We start from the raw sequence: 19,680 nt of genomic DNA on the forward strand, positions 1-19,680 counted from the left end.
GAGGGAGGCGCCCCAGCCCATGGCATGTTTGGGCCCGTGGTCGGCGTCGTTCATGACGTCGGCGTCGAAGCCCATTCCGGCGATCACCAGGAACGGCTCGCATCCGGCGAAGGGCCGCGCGTCCGGTCCCATGTCGGCGATCTGCGCAAGTTCACCCTCCGTCGGCTCCGGGGCACCGATTCTGCCGACGTCGATCCGCTGAAGCCTTCCGGTCAAGGCCACCATGGCGAGGTTGCTGAGCGAGGAGCCGAGCGGAAGGTTGAGGTTGCGAGCCAGCAGATTTCCCGTTCCGAGCGGAAGAATGCCCAGCGGAATGTCGGTTCCGGCGAGCTGCCCGGCGACGGCGCGCACCGTCCCGTCCCCGCCCGCGGCGATCACCACGGCGGGCCCCTCCGCCAAGGCGGCGCGGGTTTGGCCCGCTCCCGGATCGTCGGGGGTCGTGCCGTACCAGCGGGTCGCGGAGTATCCGGCGTCGGCCGCGGCCTGTTCGACCACCGCCTTGAGGTCCCCCATGTCCCCGATCTTCGTGGGGTTGACGACGACGGCGACCGTTCTCTCGCCCGTCCCCTCGGTTTCCTGCGGCAGGATCCCCGCCGACGCCGCGTTGGCGTGCACGAGTCGGCTCCTCAGGGCGCCGATTGAGGCGCGATTGTGCAGCGAGAGGCAGAGAGCCGCAAGAGCCAGCGTGAGCGTCAGCCACCAATGCCATGTCATGCTCTAAGGTTAATGCGATTGAAGAGTAATAGGAGTCATCTGCGAGCGCTGCGCGCAACGACGTAGAATTGTCCCCATGATCGACATCCGCTTTGCACGTGAGAATCCCGATGCGGTGCGCGAGTCCCAGCGTCGCCGCGGCAACGACGAGGCCTCGGTTGACGCGCTGTTGGCCGCCGACGAGGCCCGCAGGTCGGCCCTTCAGGCCTTCGAGACCGCCCGTGCCTCGCAGAAGGAGCTCTCGCGTTCGATCGGAAAGGCCAGCCCCGAGGAGCGCCCTGCCGTCCTCGCCGAGGCGAAGGCGCTGGCCGAGCGCGTCAAGGAGCTGGAGGCCGCGGCGAACGAGGCCGAGCAGGAATATCTTCAGGCCAATGCGGCAATCCAGAACATCGTGCTGGACGGCGTTCCGGCCGGCGGCGAGGAGGATTACGAGGTCCTCAAGCACGTGGGCGAGCCTCGCGCCTTCGACTTTGAGCCGAAGGACCACCTCGACGTCGCCGAGGCGCTCGACGCGATCGACATGGCGCGCGGCACGAAGGTCTCCGGCTCGCGCTTCTACTACCTCAAGGGCGTGGGCGCGCGGCTCGAGCTCGCGCTGCTGACGATGGCCGTCGATCAGGCGGAGGCCGCCGGCTTCACGATGATGACCACGCCGACCCTCGTCAACCCCGACATCATGGCCGGAACCGGCTTCCTGGGCGCGCACTCGGACGAGATCTACTATCTTCCGGCGGACGACCAGTACTTGGTCGGCACCTCCGAGGTGGCCCTGGCCGGATACCACAAGGACGAGATCGTCGACCTTTCGAACGGTCCGCAGCGCTACGCCGGGTGGTCCTCCTGCTATCGTCGCGAGGCCGGCTCCTACGGCAAGGACACCCGCGGCATCATCCGCGTCCACCAGTTCAACAAGGTGGAGATGTTCTCTTACTGCCGCGTCGAGGAGGCCGAGGAGGAGCACCGCCGCTTCCTCGCGTGGGAGGAGGAGATGCTCGCGAAGGTCGAGCTCCCTTACCGCGTCATCAACACCGCCGCCGGCGACCTGGGCTCCTCTGCCGCGCAGAAGTTCGACTGCGAGGCCTGGCTCCCCACTCAGAACCGCTTCATGGAGGTCACGTCGACGTCGAATTGCACCACCTTCCAGGCGCGGCGGCTCGGAATCCGGGAGCGGTTCGACGGCGAGACCCGCACGGCGGCCACGCTGAACGGGACCCTCGCGACCACTCGTTGGCTGGTCGCCCTGTTCGAAAACCACCAGCGCGCCGACGGCTCGCTGTACATCCCCGAGGCGCTGCGGCCATACCTTGGCGGGCGCGAGAGATTCGAGCCTGTTGCCTGACGAGCGCCTAGGTTCCGAGAAACGCTCGACTTCGCCATTCGGCGAGCAGCCTTCCGCCGCTCGCCGAAGCCGAGCAGGCCGTCCGACGGATCCCGGCACCCCGGGCGGTTTCGGCTCTCCTCACGGCTCTGAAACCGTCGGCCACCGTTTGCCTTCGGAAGCCTCGGGTTCCTTCTGCAACCGCGGCAATTCGTCGGCCGAGCGCGAAGACCCTTTCCTCGCTTCTGAGGCTTCGCGCAGACTCGCGACTCCGAAACCTTTGGCCGAGGGGTCGGCAAAACCGCGGGCCGCTGCAGCCATGAAGTCTCTGGCCGAGGCGGTAGAGGAGTCCGGCCTGCCCGGGGCGGGGCCGGATCTGTTTGTGGCCCTTGACATCGACGGCACGGTTCTTCGGCACAACAACACGCTTTCGCCGCGGGTGGGCGAGGCGATCGCCGCGCATATGCGGGCGGGGACGCGGATTTGCCTGGCCACCGGCAGGGGCATCTACGGCACTCGCGAGGCTTTGGACAAGGTCGGCATCGCCGACGGGCTGGCCGTGTGTTCCAACGGCGCGATCACGCTGGATTTGGCGCGGAATGAGGCGTTCAACGTCCATACTTTCGATCCCTCGCGGCAGGTCGCGGCTTTGCACGCCGAGCTTCCCGAGGCGCTGTACGCGGTGGAGTCGCTCGACGAACCGCGGCGCTTGACCGCGCATTTCCCGGACGGCGAGCTGACGGGGCCGTCCGTCGTCGTGCCGATCGACGAACTGGCGGTCCCCGACGCGACTCGCTTGACGGTTCGCTACCCGGGCATGGGCGCGGGCGAGCTCATGGACGCGGTGCACGCGGCGGGTTTGCGCGGCGTCGAGTACGCGATCGGCTGGACGGCCTGGCTTGACGTCTCCCCCGAGGGCGTCTCGAAGGCTGCCGCGTTGGAGGATGTCAGGCAGAGCTGCGGCGCCGCGCCGTCTTCCACGCTTGCGGTGGGCGACGGCGGCAACGACGTCGAGATGCTCGGCTGGGCAGGCCTCGGTGTGGCAATGGGCGACGCCGGCCCGTCGGTCAAGCAGGCCGCCGACGCCGTCACCACAGGCGTCGACGCCGACGGCCTTGCCCTCGTCCTGGAACTCCTGCTATAAGCCGTGAATCATTTCTTTCGATCTAGTTTTCAATATCGTTGATAATCGAATCGAGCGCTCTTTGGCTGTCCTCATCCTGAGCGTCAATGTCGTTAACCGCAGCTTCGAGATTTTTCCCGCCCAGCCCTGCTTCTTCGCTCAGCTCGTTGAGGTAACTGGCAATTACATAAGCAAGATTCTGAAACTGACCCAATGGTCCAAACTCTCCGATGCCTACCTTTCCATGCCGAGCAATAGCATTCGCAAACGGTACCGCCAGCTTTCCAGTCTTGCCAGCAATGCCAGCTAGTTCATTGCTGATATCGGGCATAACCGTTTGATAAATCGTTCGAACTTTATCACGATCTTTAATGGCAAGCTCTTCAGAACTTCCAGTTGTGATCTCACCTAATTTTATATCATAATGTGCCGAGCCCCGTATAGCCTGTATACAATTACGATTTAAATTATTTCCTATCTCTTTCTCGGTTTCAAACACATGGGAACTAATTGCCTCCATGTCATTCTTAAAGCTATCGAGAACATTGTCATAGTTTGCCTCTCCCTTAGCCGTTCTCTCTTCTCTATCAACCACCGTTTTCACGACCTCCAACCCCAGATTGACGGCGCTTGCAGCGACCACAGACGTCGCCGCTCCTCCCGAAACGACGTCCGCTGCTGCGCCTGCAACAAGCACCGCAATATCAAGAACTATCTTCCAATCAAAGGGAATGTCGGTGGACCAATTATTCCCAGCCGCATTAAAAGCTTGGGAAGCCTTCTCGACCAACTCGGCAACGAGGCTCCGCGCCTCTTTAAAGAGGGTGCCTTCGGCTTTAATCGTGGAAGCCAAATAGTGGGCGAGAGCATTATTCGCATTGATCGCGGGTGGAAGTAGCTCATAGAACTTGCCCCTAAAAGCATCCCAGCTAGTACCAGCCATTGCATCACTAGCGTCTTTTACCAAGTTAAGTCTAGAGTAGATATTACTTTCTCCAGTAGGGCTAGCGACGCCCACGGAAGCACCGGGAATCGCCAACGCTGTACTTATATTTTGAAAGTCATTATCATAAACACCTTCAATAACTGATGGCTTGGGGAGATCGCGCCAAGGCGCTACAAGTTCCTCAATAGCTTGGCGCACTGTGTTGAAATCGCGGACAAAGTCATGTTCCAAAAAAGGGTTAACTAGGTGCTCGTTACCCCTCCTGGTCCAATAATTACCTTTGTCAACATTAGCGTGAACCGTTCCCCCTCCCACATCACCTTTGGGACGATCGATTTGAATTTCTGCAGTAACTGGATCCGTCCCAGGATCGATTATATAAATTTCATACGAATTTTTACCCCTAGTAAATGAACTTGAAAAGAAAGGAAGCTTGGAAAGGGGTAGTTGATCATAGATTGCGCGTGTGGCCTTGGCCGCAAATGCATCCACCGCATACATTTTTAGATTTTTAATACTGTTATCCAAGTTTTCATAATCGGCGGTCATTTCCTTGCCTCCTTAAGTTCCGAACTGATTCGGCAACGATTGGGATGCCCTAGGGCAGTCCAATCAATTGCCTTGTCTGCAAGGTTATTTAGAAGATGGGTGAATCACAACAGTCCCAGAGGGGACAGGTACATTAGACCCCACAGCGCTTGAAGCGTTTCCATGCTCTCGGAGCTCATCGTTGCCCTAAAAGCGGCGGTCTAAGACCATCCCTAGTTTTTAATCTTTTACTACACTTGTCTGTCTTGGCCTGTCGAAGCCAGTGAGAAAGATGACGTGTCCGAAGCGTATGCGACTGCCGGATAGCTTCATCGCCGGGAGGTCAATCTACACGAGTCGCCAAGAACAATGATTTGCTAGATCTCCAAAAAGCTGGGAGTAGCCCATAAAAAAGTCTGGGTGCGGAATATCGACCGACATACGAACCTGAGACGAACACTCGAAACGGAAGGGAGAAGCGCAACTGATTATACCTCAGAAACTTTAGACGCACCTTCAACTTTAGCCCTTATCTTGTTTCCCACGGCGACCCACGCTCGCCGACAAACATCGCCATCAAAAGGCGGGGATCATCGGATCGTCTATCTACTCTTCCTGTTGAACCACATGCCCAGGTGGATTACACCCTTCCGAGAGCATCTCGACAGCCTTCGCTACTGCTCCAAACTTTTAGCCCTGCCATCGCCGCTCGAAGGCTTCCGCGTTGGAGGACGTCAGGCAGAGCTGCGACGCCGGCCCATCGATCAAGCAGGCCGCCGACGCCGTCACCACAGGCGTCGACGCCGACAGCCTCGCCCTCGAACTCCTCTGTAACCTAAACTGAAATCCAATCGTTTTATCATTGAAATTAGCTACCGTTTTAGAAGTGAACCGCCGGTAGAGGATAAACCCAATGACTAGAGACTGGGGATGTGGTTATGAAGAACTGCCGTCATAAGAAAGAAAGCATCATCCCTCCTGCGCCCCCGCACCTTTGCTCTTCTCTTGAGCAAGCTCTTGCCTAGATGGATCTTGAGTAGGGGTTTGAGGATTATGATCATCACGAGAGGAAAAATAAGGGTCTCTACGTAGATCCTTATCTGTTTGCTTATTGTCATCCCACGGGTTCATACCGCTTCCCGCATTCATATCTGAAGCGTTCGACCGAAGTGCAGCTGCTGAACTCTCGTCTTGCTCTGTAAAGTCGTTGAGAGCCAGCTTTAGATTTATCACCCCTTCCTCAATCTGCCATTTCAGATCAAGAAGGAGCTCATAGAGCATCTGCCCAAGTGAATTGTATTCAGAACTTGGTCCATTCTCACCTATGCCAATCGATCCATCTCGGTGTACCAACATCGGAGCTTTTGCTATATTTCCCGCGGCCTCCTCCAGCAAATCACCGACACTTAAAAGTCCGCTTGACACCTTATTCACATTCTCATCGTCCATTTGCATCTCGTTGGCACCACTCACGATAGGGGAAGGAACCAAATGCAACGAAGCGGTCTCAAAATCTGCATCCTTATCTTCTTTTGCGTTATTATGGTTATTTGTCAACGTATCCTTGACTGCACCCTCTCCCTTCTCCAACTCTTTTTTCAAAGATTCCAAAGTTTGATTAAGCTCATTCTTCATGTCTTTGTAAGTCTTGACTGCAACCTGTCTTTCGCTTTCCGAAGCGACATCCTTAACAACTGTCAGAGCAAGTTTTCCTGCAGCAAGAGCTAGTTCACTACCACCACCCGTTGGAAGGGCGAGAAGGCTTAGCCCCCAATCAATGGCATTCAATGCCATTTTGGAACTCGGCGCTTGCTTATTAGCGATATCATTAAAACGAGCAGTGGCTTGCTCGGCTATCTCAATTACTTTGGCCCTCGCTTTCTTAAAGAACCCATACTCTGCGAGAAGGGTGCAGCAATGTATATTCGACAGGTAACACAAGTCTTTAACTATTAAAGGAAGCTTATCCTCATAGATTTGACTAAAGGTGTCCATAGCGTCTCCTCTAAGCTCGTTCATATAACGACCAATTTCGAGACGGGTCCCCATCGGACCATGTGGTCTATAAGTCGCGGAAGATGTGTCGATCGTAGAAGTTGCACCATTCGACGAATCGTCGCCAGCTGGCTCAGGAAGCGTTTGAGCATCCGGGATTTTAATTTGATCTGACGCTGAAGCCAACTTAGCTGTCACATTGGCTGCATAATAATCGGAGTTATTCGAGATAAGCGAAGGGTCAGGCAAGGTTTTCCACGGCTTAAATAACCCGTCTATATCCGAACGTACAGAATCGAAACTTTTCTTAATTTCTTCGCTTCGCTTCTTCGCAATAGCGTCATAGGCCGAACTGCCTCGGTATCCCCCGCCTGAAGAACTCGATTCCGATATGGTGAGATCTCCTCCACCCAATCCATTCGAGTCGGGACGAGTTACCTTATAGCTTAAAGTAGTCGTGCCATTCATGGCAGTCATTCCATAAGAATCTCCCTGGAGCGAGTACGGACGGTCCCCTCCGGCCATGGAAGCGTCAATCGCTGCCCGCTTGAGGGCTCCGAGCTTTTCTCCGAGCTCGGCTTCGAATGCATCTCCGCTATACATTGCTTTTACTCCTTTTATCGTTTACGCCGTCGGATGGCGCTTCGAGCTACAAGCGTGAAAAGTCCGCGACAGTGCCGCTTGCCTTCCCGCGTTATTGTGTTTGCTTTCGATCATATACCATAGCGCGTCATTCTGGCGATTTCCACAATGCTCGACCGGCGTCTTTTTTAGTTGTAAGAAGGAAACTTACCGTAACCTTATATTCATTTAGTTTTTCCATGCTTAAATGATCTTGACGTTCATTAACAGATGTTAAATACTTTCTTTCACTTCGGACGCTTTTCCCCGTTTCGGCGTCGGCCGTCTAAACTAGCGGAATGACCGATAAGCCGAGCATCGTCCAGACCGCACAGCCCTTCCTGCTGGCAGTCTGTCGAATGCCCGGCGCCATCGCGGACGACGAGCTTGAAACCATCATCGACTGGGGCCGCCTCGACCCGAACAGCGGCATCGAGACGATCTCCCTCGTCGACGAAGACGCCGTCGACCCCGCAAGCCTCGATCTCTCGCGGTATTCCGGAGTGATCATCACCGGCTCCCCCTTCGGATTCGGGCAGGACGGGAACCGCAAGAGCCGCGAACACCAAGTCATGGAGCGCCGCATCCTCGCGCTCAGCAAACGTCTCGTGGAAGAGGACATCCCGACCCTCGGGATCTGCTTCGGCCTCCAGGCGATCGTCAAAGCGCTCGGCGGCGAACTCGTCGAGGGATACGGCGAGGACCTTCAGGCCCCGCGCATGACCCTCACGCCCGAGGCCGCCGCCGATCCCCTGACCGCCGACATGCCCCAGGTCTTCTACGGGTACACGGGCCACGCCGAGGCGGTGGGCGACGTGCCGGGCGGCGGCGTCGTGCTCGCCACGGGCGACTATTGTCGCGTGCAGATGGTTCGCTGGGGCGCGAACGTCTACGGGACCCAGTTCCATCCCGAGATCACCCGCGAAGGGATGCGCATCCGCATCAACACCTACGGCGACACCTACTACCCGGCGGATGAGAGAGCGGCGGTCATCGCCCGCTGCGACGCCGCCGAGGTTGACGAATCCAACCGATTGATCACGAAGTTCGTAGCCAGATACAGGCGGTGATCGCATGTCCATTGCTTTTCGCGACTCCGAGCGCTCGACGATCGGGCTCGAATGGGAGGTCCAGATCGTCGATCCGAAAACCTTGGAGTTAAACCAAAAGGCCGCCAGAATCCTGGTAGACGTCCACTACACAAGCGACTGCTGGCTCGTCAAAGGCGAGATGCACCAGAATATGCTCGAGTTCGTCTCCCGCAAGCGTGTGAGCGTGGCCGAATGCGCGGCCGACATGGAGGAGGCGATCGACGCCGCGTTGCCCTACGCGGAGGAGCTCGGCGTCGGCCTTTCAGGCGGAGGCTCACACCCCTTTGCGCACCCGAGCGACCAGCCGGTCTCCGAGACAGCGCGCTACAAGGAGCTCGTGGAACGCACCCGCTACTGGGGCCGGCAGATGGTGATCTTCGGCACGCACGTGCACGTCGGCGTCGAGGACCGCCGGAAGGTCGCTCCCATCCACAACTTCCTCAGCGCCAAAATCGGCCATTTGCTCGGGATATCGGCGGCCTCCCCCTACTGGGACGGCGTCGACACCGGATACGCCGACAACCGGGCGATGATGTTCCAGCAGCTGCCGACGGCCGGCCTGCCGATGCACCTGAACTCATGGGGCGACCTTGAAAGGATCGCCGGGGACCTCGTACGCGTCGGCGCCATCCGCGAATACAACGAAATCCGCTGGGACATCCGGCCCTCCCCCGGCTTCGGCACGATCGAGGTGCGCGCCTGCGACTCCGCCACGAACCTCGCGGAAATCCGCGCCATAGCGGCCTTCGTTCACGCCCTGGTCGAGACGGCTTCGCGCGAGCTCGACGCCGGGCGCCCGCTTCTCTCCCTGCCCTTCCACCTCCTCGAAACCAACAAGTGGAGGGGGGCCCGCTACGGGGCCCACGCCGAGCTCGTCGAGTCCGCCGACGGCGAATGCGCGCCGCTCGCCGAAACCCTTCCCGACCTGCTCGCGTGGATCGAGCCCGCCGCCGAGTTCCTCGGCTGCGCGGAGGACCTGGCCGCGGTGCCCGACCTGATCGCCTCACCCGCAGCGGACAGGCTGCGCGCGGCCGCGGGGCCCGACGGCGACCTCAAGGCCGTCGCGGCCCACGCCCTCGCCGAATTCAACGCCGGCCGCCCGATCCAGCCGGACCAGATCGGGGAAGACCCGGCCGCGGAGAACCCGCGAGGCGCAGCTGAAGAGAAAGGCATGTGAGGAGCAACTCGATCGGGCTGGGCCTCAATCGGACCAGGCTCGAACGGGCCGTACTTGAACGGGCCCGACTCGAACATGCCGGCCTCAATTGGACTGGGCCTCAATCGAGCCAAGCGCGGTTGAACCAAGCCCGATCAAGCCGAAGGGTCGTTGACAGGTGGCCAGCGCGAAGGGCCAGAAGACGGCTGCAACCATGAGGCACGCCAAACGGCGATTTGCACGCCGCTTCGCTCCGCCATCTGTTTCGGCCAGCCAAACGGCGCTTTGCGGGCCGCTTTGGTCGGTCCTCCGCAGCGGCCGGCCATCCGCTTCGGCCGGCAGGCCCAGCGGCCGCTTTCCCGGTGCGCCGCCGGGGCTCGCACGCCTATCTTCGCAATGAGCCGCGCAGACCGACCGCTCGGCGATAGGATAGTTCCGACGGCGAAAGGAATTCTATGGCAGCGCATGCGCGGCGCTTCGGCGCCTGGGCGGTTCTCCTCCTGTTTGCGCTGACCGCATTCGCCGCCGCCCCCCGCTCTGCCCAAGCCGCAAACAGGGCAAACGCCGCTGGCGCATCCTCGCGTCAGCTGGCGCAAAAGCAGACGGAGAGCGCTCGCTCCGCGGGAGCGGCAAACGGCGCGCCGTCGGCCAATAGAGCCGCAGCGGGTTCGCGCGGCGCCGCACCGGCTTCCGCGGCACAGGCCGCGGCGAAGGGCGGCAAGCGCCGCACCGTCGTCGTCGTAACCGGCGGCGTGCGCTGGGATCAACTCGACCACGCCAGGGCGCCTAACCTGGCCCAGCTCGGGGCGTCGGGCGCGATGGCCAACCTCGTACCGCTCGCCACTCGCGGCGCTCCCTGCCCCGTCGACACATGGCTCGCGTTCTCCGCCGGACGCCAGATTTCCGAACGCGCGATATCCACCACCCCCACGTGCGCCCAGCCGCCCGTGGCCGCCGGCGACGTCCTCCCCAACTGGGACCGCTACACGCGCGCGCTCGCGGCCACCGACCCGAAGGCCAAGCTCGGCCGCTTCGCCGAGTCCCTCCACAAAGCGGGGGTAACCACGCACAGCATCGGCGACGGCGGCGCCTACGTGCTGGCAAACGGCTCGGGAGACGTTCCCGCCAACCACACGCCGAACCCGCTCACCGTCAAAGAGCTCGGCGAAGAAACGGCCAGGAGTGCGGCCAAGTACGACCTCACGATCGTCGACGCCGACGCCGAAAGCTATGCCTCGGACCAAGAACGCGACGCGGCGCGCCAGCTCTTCCAAGAACAGCGCAAAGAGCTGGAGAACGACCAACAGCCCACCCCGACGCCGACGGACGGCATCGGCCCGGAGAACCCCACGCCGCCCGACACCGTGGACGGCTCCACCCTCCAGCCCGACCGCCGGGCCTTTTCGGCCATCAACACGCTGCGGGTCGAGTCGATCCTCGAACGGGTGCCGGCGGGAACGCGGGTCGTCATCATGTCCGCCGTGGACATCGACACATACTCCTACATGCAGCTGTTCGTCATGGCCGACGTCTCCGCGAAGGGCCGGACCATCCCCGTCGGGTTGGCCGGCAGCGACTCGGTTCGCCACGAGGGGCTCATCCAGATGCTCGACGTCGTTCCCACGCTGTTCGAATGGGCCGGCGCGGACCGCACGGGAATCGCCGGATCCCCCATATCGGTGGCGAGAACCGCCGCCGCCTGCGAGCAATCCCAGCCCTGCTACACGAACCGTGTGGACGAGCTCGCCGACCAATCCCTCCACGCGAACAAGATGCGCACCTTCCGGGGCGAATTCGTCCAGTACATGACCTGGGCCGCCATCGGATACTTCCTCTTGTCGCTCTTTTTTCTCGCGCGGCGCTTCTACGCCTCCACCCTGGGGCGAAGGCGCGTCTACGCCAAACTGTGGCAGTGGCTGGGGCTGACGCTCTCGGCGCTTCCGCTGGCGAGCCTCGTCGCCAACTACTTCGGCTGGTGGTCCGCTTCCAGGCCGTACGTCGCCCTCTTCGGGGGCAGCTGGGTCGGGGCGGGCGCCGTCGCCGCCGCTGTCCTTCCCCTCGCGCGGCTGCATTCGCTCGCGCCGCTGACGGTCGTCTCCTGCTCGACGGCTGCGCTCGTGGCGATCGACGCCGCGACCGGGTCCGAGCTCATGGCCGACTCCCCCGTCGGATTCAACCTTCTGACCGCCGCCCGGTTCTACGGCATAGGCAACGAAGCGTACGCCCTCCTCGCATCCGGGGCGCTCATCGGCCTGGCCTTCCTGGGCGTGTGGCTGCGAAGATGGGGCGGAATCGCGGCCGGCGGCGCCGTCCTCTTCATCGGTCTCGCGATCGGCGCGATCGACGCCCTGCCCTCCATGGGCGCCGATTTCGGCGGCGTCCTTTCCTTCGTCCCCGCGCTCGGCCTCCTCGTCCTGCTGGTCGCCAGGCTGCGGCTGTCGTGGCGACGGCTCCTTGTGGTCGGAACGGTGACGATGGGCGCCGCCGTCGCTATCGCCGTCGCCGACTGGATGCGCCCGGCCGAGTCCCGCACCCACCTTGGGCGATTCGTCCAGTCGGTGGCCGACGGAGACATGTTCGACGTCGTCGGCCGCAAACTCAGCACAAACATTCGACTTCTCTCAGCCTCGACGCACCGGTGGGTGGTGCTGGCCGCGCTGCTCCTCTTCTTCCTCTGCCTCATTCACCTCGTGCGCGTCCCCAAGAATCCCGACGACGCCGGCGGCGCCCTCTCGCGCACAGACAGAGCCCTTTCATATGCAGGCGGAGTTTCCTCTCGTGCAGGCGGTTTTTCCTCTCGCGAAGGCGGCGTTTCCTCTCACGCAGGCGGCGTCCTCTCGTATGCAGCCGACCGCGCTGAAGCGGGCGCAAGCGTGTCCGTCAAAGCCGAAACCAGCACCGTCGATGCTCGCCGATCGGCTGAACGGGCCGGCGCAACGCACGAGGGAGGCCGCGCAGAGCACAGGCAGACGGGCACATTGGCAGAGGACGCCATCGACGAAAGGTCGAAGCTGAGGCGCGCCGTCGCATGGTGCCATATGTGGGCGGAGCTTGTCTGGCTTCGCCTCCGGGAATGGGCGCGGCGGACGAGGATCCGGGCAGAGGAGAGCTGGTCTCTCCGTCCGCTGGAAGGCCGAACGTTCGAAGGCCTTCGGCTTGGCCTCATCTCATTGGGCATGTGCATGGCGCTCGCTTTCGGGCTCAACGACTCCGGCATCGTCCTGCCGGGTATGGCGGCGATACTCGTCATACCTGGAATCGCCCTCGCCGCGGTCAAGGACCGGGAAGGGGGAAGGAGCGAAGGCGAAGGAAACGAACCGACCGAAGCGTGACATTCGCTCGCTGCGCCCGCTATCGTCGCATGCCCGACGACGTCAATGGGGAGGAGAATCCGGTCCCAGTGCGCGTTCGGAAGGTATGCGCTAGAATCAACGTGCCTATCAAACAATGGAAGGTTGACAGAGCGGCCGAATGTGACGGTCTTGAAAACCGTTGTGCGGCGACCCCGCACCAAGGGTTCGAATCCCTTACCTTCCGCGAACAAAGGGACGTACACGCAACCGAGGGAGAGACATGAACTACCAACTGCGAGCGGTCACCATTCGAACCAACAACTCCCTGGAGGGCATGACGCAGATAGGCAATCTGTGGACGGACATCATGAACGGCAAGTTCAATCTGGACCTCCCCCCGAATGGGACGATCATCTCCCGCTACTCCAACTACGAAAGCGACGAATCCGGCAACTATGACCTGAGCGTCATGGGCGTGAAGAAGGACTTCGTCGAACAGCTCGAAACCGAGGCGAAGGAGGGGCGCTTCCGCGTCTACCGAGGGGAGACCGACGACGGCGACGTCGCAGCCGCCACCGAGCTCGCCTGGCAGCGGGTGTGGAACGACACGCAATCCGGCGAGCTCAAGCGCGCATTCACCGTGGATTACGAGCTGAGCGAAGTCGAGAGCGGGAAGACCTCCTGCACCGTCTACATCGCGCTGCCTTAAGAGGCCTTTTCCCGCCTCCCCACACCGGCCTTGACGGCGTCTGTCTACGCCCGCTTTTTGCCGCGTTTGATCCAGTACATTGCGTAGCCGAGAAGCACAAATAGGACCAGCATCACCACGCAGTAGAGGGTTACAGTGCCCCACCCGATCTGACGTCCGTTAAGGAAGAAATATGGGAACGGGCTGTCTTCGTTCTCGGGAATCGGAACGTTGAAGACGATTCCCCGAACCAAGGCGTAGAAGAGATAGGCAAGGGGAAGGGCCGTCCACAGCAGGGGCTCGGTCCGGCGGTAAGAGCCGCGCGGGTCGAAGAGCAGCCAGTCTGCGGCCACGAGGATCGGAACGATGAAGTGGACCGTCAAATTGTCGTAGGCCAGCACTTCCGAAGGGTCGGTCTTCGGCAACAGCAGAATCCCGAAGGTAAAAAAGGTCATGAGAATGGCGGTGGTCACCGCCGCCTTCACGCGAAGGTACCCCTTCGACCTGAGGACCCCCGTGCGACCGGTGGCGAGCAAAACCAAATGCAGGCCAAAGAAAAGCACAACCAAAGAGTTCGACATCAGCGTGTAATAAGTGAACTGGAACCATTTGAACGGATACATCTGCACGTAGACACCCGTCAGACCCAGAAAAATGATTGCCAGGGCGTTGACCATTTGGATGCCGCGACATTTCACCCTCGTCTGCTTCGCTTCCATTTTCGGTATCGCTTTCCCCTTTCCTTTTCGCTTCTTTACGGGCTTGATTCCCAAGTGTCGATTCTAGCACGAACGTTCGACGGCCTCGGAAGCCGACGGAGACATGCAAATCGGACGAGGCCGGCGAACAGAGAGCAAAGACGAAGGCATACGGCGCAGAAGGTTTGGCAAAGGAACGCTACCCCGGAGGCAGCCATCGAGCAAGACAACGACTGCGGAGACGTGGAGCGAGCCGCAGAAATCGCGTCAACACGGCGGTCCAAATGCCCTCGCCGACGGGGACAGCCGGTGTACGATGAAGTAGCTCACCACACTTTAAACGAAGTGACTCACCCATTTCGAAAGGGCTTCGATGAAGAACTCGGCTTTTGCCGCGAGCGCGGCCTGCCTCTGCCTTCTGCTCTCATCGTGCGGCTCGGACTCCGCCCCTGCAACGCGCGACGCCTCCAATATTGCAGCGACCGCCGGATCAAACGGCCGCTCAGCCTCACCGGGAGCCGATTCCGCGACGTCGAGCGTCGATTCCGGAGCACCGAGAGCGGGCCGCGCTTCGGCGTCGTCGGGATCCTCGGACGGCGGCTCACCAAACAGCCGCCGACGGAACCCGAAGCCTTCGCCGGCGAGCAGCGCAGGCAAGGCGAGCAAGGGCTCGGTTCTGGCGTCGGTCAAGTCGATGGCGTCCGCGCGCGTGACGATGCAGGTCTTCTCGAACGACGCCGCCAATGCGAACCCCACGCACAGGAACTTCGGCGGGGTCTATCACGTGACGTGGAACGGGAACGAGGCTGCGTCGGTCTCGCCGTCGGATCCGAAGTCCGACGTCGGCCGCATGTTCTGGAAGGGCAAGTTCGCCTACCTCCTGCGGCACGCGAAACGCGGAACCGTGCAAGCCGAGAAAACGGTCTTCTCAGTCGGGCGGGTGAACGCGCCGCTCGCGCAGGAACGGCAGGCGGGCTTCGCGCCGTGCGCCCAAGACGGCACGTTCCGCGTGCGCGAGGCCACGATCGAGTACGACCCCGCCTCGCAGGCCGTCACACGACTCGATCTGACGACCGAATCGACCGACCTCAAGGTGCCCAACAGCTCGCGGGCCGTCTCGTGCCGACTCGTCATGGCCTTCTCCCAGGTTGCACGGAGCTGAACGCTCATGGGACTTGTCCCGCCAGCCCTCCTCGCCTTCTCCCAGGCGGAGCTGAGTTCAGGCGTCTCTTTCGGGCCCCTTCCCTTTCCGGCCCCTTCCTTCTCTTTGGTCGCGCGGATCTGAGGGGCGGCTCCGCCTTCCCTCGGAATCCGCCTTCCTCCTCTCAAATCTCGCTGAACCGCGAGGTTGGAGCACCCCGCTAAACGGCGCTCGCCGATCCAGCCCGCAGGTACGCCGCCACCGCGAAGCGCAGTTTCAAGGCCGCATTCGTCGGCGGCGGGCAGGCTCACGCTCACCGGCGGCGGGCAGGCTAGGCAGGCTCCTCAGTCCATAGGTCAATGGGCAACAGGCCCGGTGGATCGAGCGAAACAAACACGCTATCCTTGATGGTGTTGGAGACGTCGCATAGTCCGGTCGAGTGCGCCTTCCTGCTAAGAAGGTAGGGGTTCAAAGCCCCTCGCGGGTTCAAATCCCGCCGTCTCCGCAGAGCCTAACGGCCCTACGCGAGCCCCGGCCGAGATTAGGCCGGGGCTCTTTTATGCGCGACGCCGTTGTTATGCGCGACTCGATGCGCAACGTCGTTGGTGCGGCTACATCGTTCGGCTTCTCGGAGGCTTTCAGCGCACCGACGCCGAAGCGGTTGGCCAGAGCATTCTTGAACTTGAAAAGTACGTCCTCGCCTCGTCAGCCAACTGCCCGAAAGTCTGACCAGATTGGAAGAGATCCTTGATGTTCCAACACAGCACAGTTGCCAAATGCAGAACCTGTCTCGCGGCATCCTCAACGAAAAGCTGCGTCAGAACCTCAACGGACACGAGAAGTAGGATGCGGTCACACATCTGGACTAATTGCAACGCTTCACTTCGTGTGATTCATTTTTAAACATGAAGAGACGGAGAACTATTCAAATATGACATTACAATTACAAATAATCTTTTACTTACATAAAGTTTCATATCAATAATATAAATCAGTAAATTTGATAACAACTGTTTAAAACATATATCTACGCTTATAGGTATATTTAAGTCATTACTGATAATTTAGTATCAATTTAATACATTTATAAACACAAAAATCTATCTCCTGCAAAGATTAGCCATTGCTTGAGATTAAGACCATTTGAAGAAATCCCACCTAAGTGGAATAATAAGCTTGATCAAACCATTACAGAATGGAGAAAACTAGAGATGACTAGCGAGAACTCGCACGAAGAGAAAGACCGAGAAGAAGTGCCGGAACCTAATGAAGAGACTGTAACAAATATTGAAAACGAATCAAGCCTGACAGTTCCCTCGTCTTACGACGCTCTCAAGGACGTCGCTCCAACATATCGTAAAATTGGAACAAATCTAGAGCACCTAGTCGATGAAGTAGATGCAAGGAAACCTAGACAATTACCAGATTTTTTACCAACAGTCGGACTGGAAAAATTACGAGATTCTTTACCAACAGTCGGACTGGAAAAATTACGAGATTCTTTAGCAACAGTCGGGGTGGCTAAAATCTTCTCTGACCAACAGATACTAGATTTAAGAAGAATTTTCGCAACCGCCACAGATACCACATATAAAACACGTGCCAATCTTCAACAATACGTAAAAACCGATCCACCAAAGTCGCCCTACTCAAGCGCACTCACATCCACCGACGTTTACTTTAAAGATTCCGAAAAGCGTGTAGATTCTTTTGAAGATCTCAATGAAGCAATTGCTACCTTAATAAAGAATGTGGGTAACTTGCATCTTGTCTGGCGGGGGCAGGCGAATGCAGCCTGGGGCGTGCATAATGGACTTTATCGAAAGTTAATGAGCATCAATGATGTTAAAGGACCCGAAGAAGAACCCGAAGGCGAACAGTCGTACCCAACCGAAGAGCAGATGATCATCGCGGAGCAAGTGATTCTCAAAGAGGCTCGCACTAATTGGAGATTTGACGGTTTATCCGCTTTAGAGACATTTGCTCGCATTCAACACGAAGGAGGTTTAACAAGACTACTCGATGTTACCAAGAACCCCTATATCGCTGTCTGGTTTGCAGTTCAGCTCGGCGAACATGAAAGGAAAGATGGGAGAATCGTCGTGTTTGCAACGAGTCCTGTAAGTTCACCTGAGGAAAAGATTGAGGATTTGCCGATAACACTTGACGACTCCTGGGGAGGTTATCAACCGCCATGGCATGGATGGAGCGACAAAATGCGACGGGAAATGGATTGGGGTACTGGTGGCAATCGGCGTATTTGGGTTCCACCGATTTACCATGACCGAATCGCTGCTCAGAATGCGGCCTTCCTCCTTGATGGCGTACCGATAACAGCGTACAAAGTTCGTAAGCACCTCTACAACGCCGATAGAAAACCTTGGAATCGATCAGATATCCTTGCAGCTAGCTCAGTGATATCTAAGTTTCTCAAACCCACTCGTAGACCGAGACTCAATGGGGCGAAGCTCGCGCCGACCTACACCTTTCGGATCGCAAGTGACGCAAAAAAAGGGATTCGCGAGATGCTGACATCTAGGTTCGGGTATACAAGGGCTAGCATCTATCCCGACATGTCGGAGTTTGCACAATATACACGCACCTTACCGCTTCCAAAACTAGATGATATCCAACAAGATGAACTTCTTCAATAATCTTGAGCTTTAATTATCGTTATACTTTCATATCGCAAACAGAGTGATTCGAATAGTATTTTTCTATTATTTGAAGATATATATAGCTAAAAATCCTATCCTAAGCTTTTATTTAACTAATTCTATTAGAAATAGACATATTATATGTAGTAATATTATTCAACAACTAATTGACCACAGATTACTTGCTTTCTTTCACGAAAAGAAGATAACGATATTGATATCCATCAAAGTTACCGATGAGAGCTAGGCACTCCGACCACAAAGCTCTCGCCGCCAGGGTCGAACTGGGATAGACACCGGGATAGGCATTAGCCTCGAACAGTCGGCGAACCGGGTAATCCTCGCCCTGGAGCAGTCGACGAGCTGTGACCGCCGGCGAGCTAAAACAACCGTCTGCCTGAGAGAAACAGCCATCTACCGGAGAAAAGAAGCGACCTGGGGCAGTCGTTGGAATTTCAACCGTATCGCGGCGTTTTCGAGGCCCCAGAATGGGCTAAACTGAAGCCATGCGTGTGAACATCGGCGTGGACGTCGGCGGCACGAAGATTGCCGCGGGAGCCGTTGACGACAATGGAGAGATACTTGCCCTCGTGCGGAAGCCGACGCCTGCGTCGAGCTCGAATGCAGTGGCGGACACAATCGGCGAGTGCGTGAAGGAATTGGCCGGGTCGTACGACGTCGAAGCCATAGGCATCGGAGCCGCCGGCTTTGTCAACCGCGAGCGCACAACCGTGGTTTTCGCCCCGAATCTGGCGTGGCGCAACGAGCCGCTGGCCGAGAAGGTCTCGCAGGCCACCGGGCACCGCGTCGTCGTCGAGAACGACGCGAACGCAGCAGCATGGGGAGAGTTCAAGTACGGCGCGGCAAGCGAGCACTCGTCGGCCGTGGTCGTCACTGTGGGGACGGGCATCGGCGGCGGGATAATCGTCGACGGCGCCCTCTTGCGCGGGTCCGGAGGATTCGCGGGAGAAATCGGGCATATCGTGGTCAATCCGGGAGGCCAGCGGTGCGGCTGCGGCGTTCTGGGATGTTGGGAGGCGCAGGCCTCCGGCACGGCGCTGGTTCGCATAGCGCGCCAGTTGGCCGCAGATTCGCCCGTATACGGCGCACGCATGCTCAAACTGGCGGGCGACCGCCAGATCACGGGGCTGGACGTCACTCGCGCGGCGCAGGCAGACGACCCGGCGGCGCTGGAGTGTTTCGCCGAGGTAGCCGAATGGATCGGAATCGGAATGGCCACCCTCAGCGCGGCGATCGACCCGGACGTCTTCGTCCTCGCGTCAGCGAATCGGAGGACCTTCTCGCAGTTCCCGCGCGCGCCTCCTTCGAAAAGTCCCTGACCGCGAAGGAATTCCGCCCCGCTCCCCTCGTCAAGCTCGCCACACTCGGAAACAACGCCGGCATCATCGGTGCCGCAGACCTAGCGAGGCGCTAAATGGCAGACATCCTCACCCGGATGGCAGACGGAACCCTCAAGCAGCGCAACCCATTCACCGGCACGGTCGTCTGGACGGTGCCCGGACGCGGAAACCGGCCGCTGCCCTCCTCCGCCCCCGACTCCGGGCCGATAACCGACTTCGGATACACATGCACCTTCTGTGAGTCCCGCGTCCTCGAAACCCCGCCGGAGAAGTCGCGCATCCTTTCCAGCGGGGAGATCGTCAGAGGGATGCCGGGCGACGGCTGGGCGGACCCTTGGGAGTTCCGCAGG

The 19,680-nt window shown here is 59.2% G+C and carries 14 protein-coding genes and 2 tRNA genes; 12 read left to right on the forward strand and 4 right to left on the reverse strand.

Features of this window, described 5'->3' with window-relative positions:
• A partial coding sequence (locus ACO48X_RS00385) for a diacylglycerol/lipid kinase family protein (RefSeq protein WP_484999459.1) occupies positions 1-714 on the reverse strand: 714 nt, incomplete at its 3' end.
• A gap of 76 nt (positions 715-790) precedes the next feature.
• Here ACO48X_RS00385 and serS point away from each other — a divergent pair.
• Both serS and ACO48X_RS00395 read left to right on the forward strand, forming a co-directional pair.
• On the forward strand, positions 791-2,053 hold the full coding sequence (serS, locus tag ACO48X_RS00390; RefSeq protein ID WP_484999461.1) for a serine--tRNA ligase: 1,263 nt from the start codon (positions 791-793) through the stop codon (positions 2,051-2,053).
• 298 nt (positions 2,054-2,351) lie between these two features.
• Positions 2,352-3,176, forward strand: a complete 825-nt coding sequence (locus ACO48X_RS00395; protein WP_484994129.1) for an HAD family hydrolase — start codon at positions 2,352-2,354, stop codon at positions 3,174-3,176.
• Positions 3,177-3,198: 22 nt separating this feature from the next.
• Here ACO48X_RS00395 and ACO48X_RS00400 read toward each other — a convergent pair whose 3' ends face one another.
• Both ACO48X_RS00400 and ACO48X_RS00405 read right to left on the reverse strand, forming a co-directional pair.
• The gene (locus ACO48X_RS00400) at positions 3,199-4,650 is read right to left on the reverse strand and encodes a hypothetical protein (RefSeq protein ID WP_484999463.1); all 1,452 of its coding nucleotides are present in this window, start codon (positions 4,648-4,650) and stop codon (positions 3,199-3,201) included.
• A 948-nt stretch (positions 4,651-5,598) separates the two neighbouring features.
• Positions 5,599-7,227, reverse strand: coding sequence for a hypothetical protein (locus ACO48X_RS00405; RefSeq protein ID WP_484994127.1), 1,629 nt, complete (start codon positions 7,225-7,227; stop codon positions 5,599-5,601).
• Between the two features lie 317 nt (positions 7,228-7,544).
• Here ACO48X_RS00405 and ACO48X_RS00410 point away from each other — a divergent pair, with 317 nt between their 5' ends.
• The 5 genes from ACO48X_RS00410 to ACO48X_RS00430 all read left to right on the forward strand — a co-directional run bounded on the left by ACO48X_RS00410 (position 7,545) and on the right by ACO48X_RS00430 (position 13,494).
• Positions 7,545-8,315 carry a glutamine amidotransferase-related protein gene (locus tag ACO48X_RS00410; RefSeq protein ID WP_484994126.1) on the forward strand — a complete coding sequence of 257 codons (771 nt, stop codon included), beginning with the start codon at positions 7,545-7,547 and terminating at the stop codon, positions 8,313-8,315.
• 4 nt (positions 8,316-8,319) lie between these two features.
• Complete coding sequence (locus tag ACO48X_RS00415; protein ID WP_484999465.1) at positions 8,320-9,513, forward strand: carboxylate-amine ligase; 1,194 nt, start codon at positions 8,320-8,322, stop codon at positions 9,511-9,513.
• Between the two features lie 434 nt (positions 9,514-9,947).
• Complete coding sequence (locus ACO48X_RS00420) at positions 9,948-12,824, forward strand: hypothetical protein (RefSeq protein ID WP_484999467.1); 2,877 nt, start codon at positions 9,948-9,950, stop codon at positions 12,822-12,824.
• Positions 12,825-12,941: 117 nt separating this feature from the next.
• Positions 12,942-13,029, forward strand: a tRNA-Ser gene (locus ACO48X_RS00425).
• A gap of 36 nt (positions 13,030-13,065) precedes the next feature.
• Entirely contained in the window at positions 13,066-13,494 is a 429-nt protein-coding gene (locus ACO48X_RS00430; RefSeq protein WP_484999469.1) for a hypothetical protein, read from the forward strand.
• A gap of 44 nt (positions 13,495-13,538) precedes the next feature.
• Here the strand turns inward: ACO48X_RS00430 and ACO48X_RS00435 are convergent, their stop codons facing one another.
• Positions 13,539-14,246, reverse strand: coding sequence for a Pr6Pr family membrane protein (locus tag ACO48X_RS00435; RefSeq protein ID WP_484999471.1), 708 nt, complete (start codon positions 14,244-14,246; stop codon positions 13,539-13,541).
• A 298-nt stretch (positions 14,247-14,544) separates the two neighbouring features.
• On the opposite strand from ACO48X_RS00435, the gene ACO48X_RS00440 reads away from it, so the two are divergent.
• From ACO48X_RS00440 to ACO48X_RS00460, 5 genes are all read left to right on the forward strand, one after another.
• Positions 14,545-15,333 (forward strand): hypothetical protein, encoded by a 789-nt coding sequence (locus ACO48X_RS00440; protein ID WP_484999473.1) that lies wholly within the window; start codon positions 14,545-14,547, stop codon positions 15,331-15,333.
• A gap of 394 nt (positions 15,334-15,727) precedes the next feature.
• Positions 15,728-15,817: transfer RNA gene (locus tag ACO48X_RS00445), tRNA-Ser, on the forward strand.
• Between the two features lie 706 nt (positions 15,818-16,523).
• Complete coding sequence (locus tag ACO48X_RS00450; protein ID WP_484999475.1) at positions 16,524-17,966, forward strand: FRG domain-containing protein; 1,443 nt, start codon at positions 16,524-16,526, stop codon at positions 17,964-17,966.
• Between the two features lie 509 nt (positions 17,967-18,475).
• Positions 18,476-19,309, forward strand: coding sequence for an ROK family protein (locus ACO48X_RS00455; protein ID WP_484999477.1), 834 nt, complete (start codon positions 18,476-18,478; stop codon positions 19,307-19,309).
• 95 nt (positions 19,310-19,404) lie between these two features.
• The coding region (locus ACO48X_RS00460) for a DUF4921 family protein (protein ID WP_484999479.1) at positions 19,405-19,680 on the forward strand (276 nt) is incomplete at its 3' end.

It is taken from the genome of Peptidiphaga sp. (assembly GCF_057238965.1).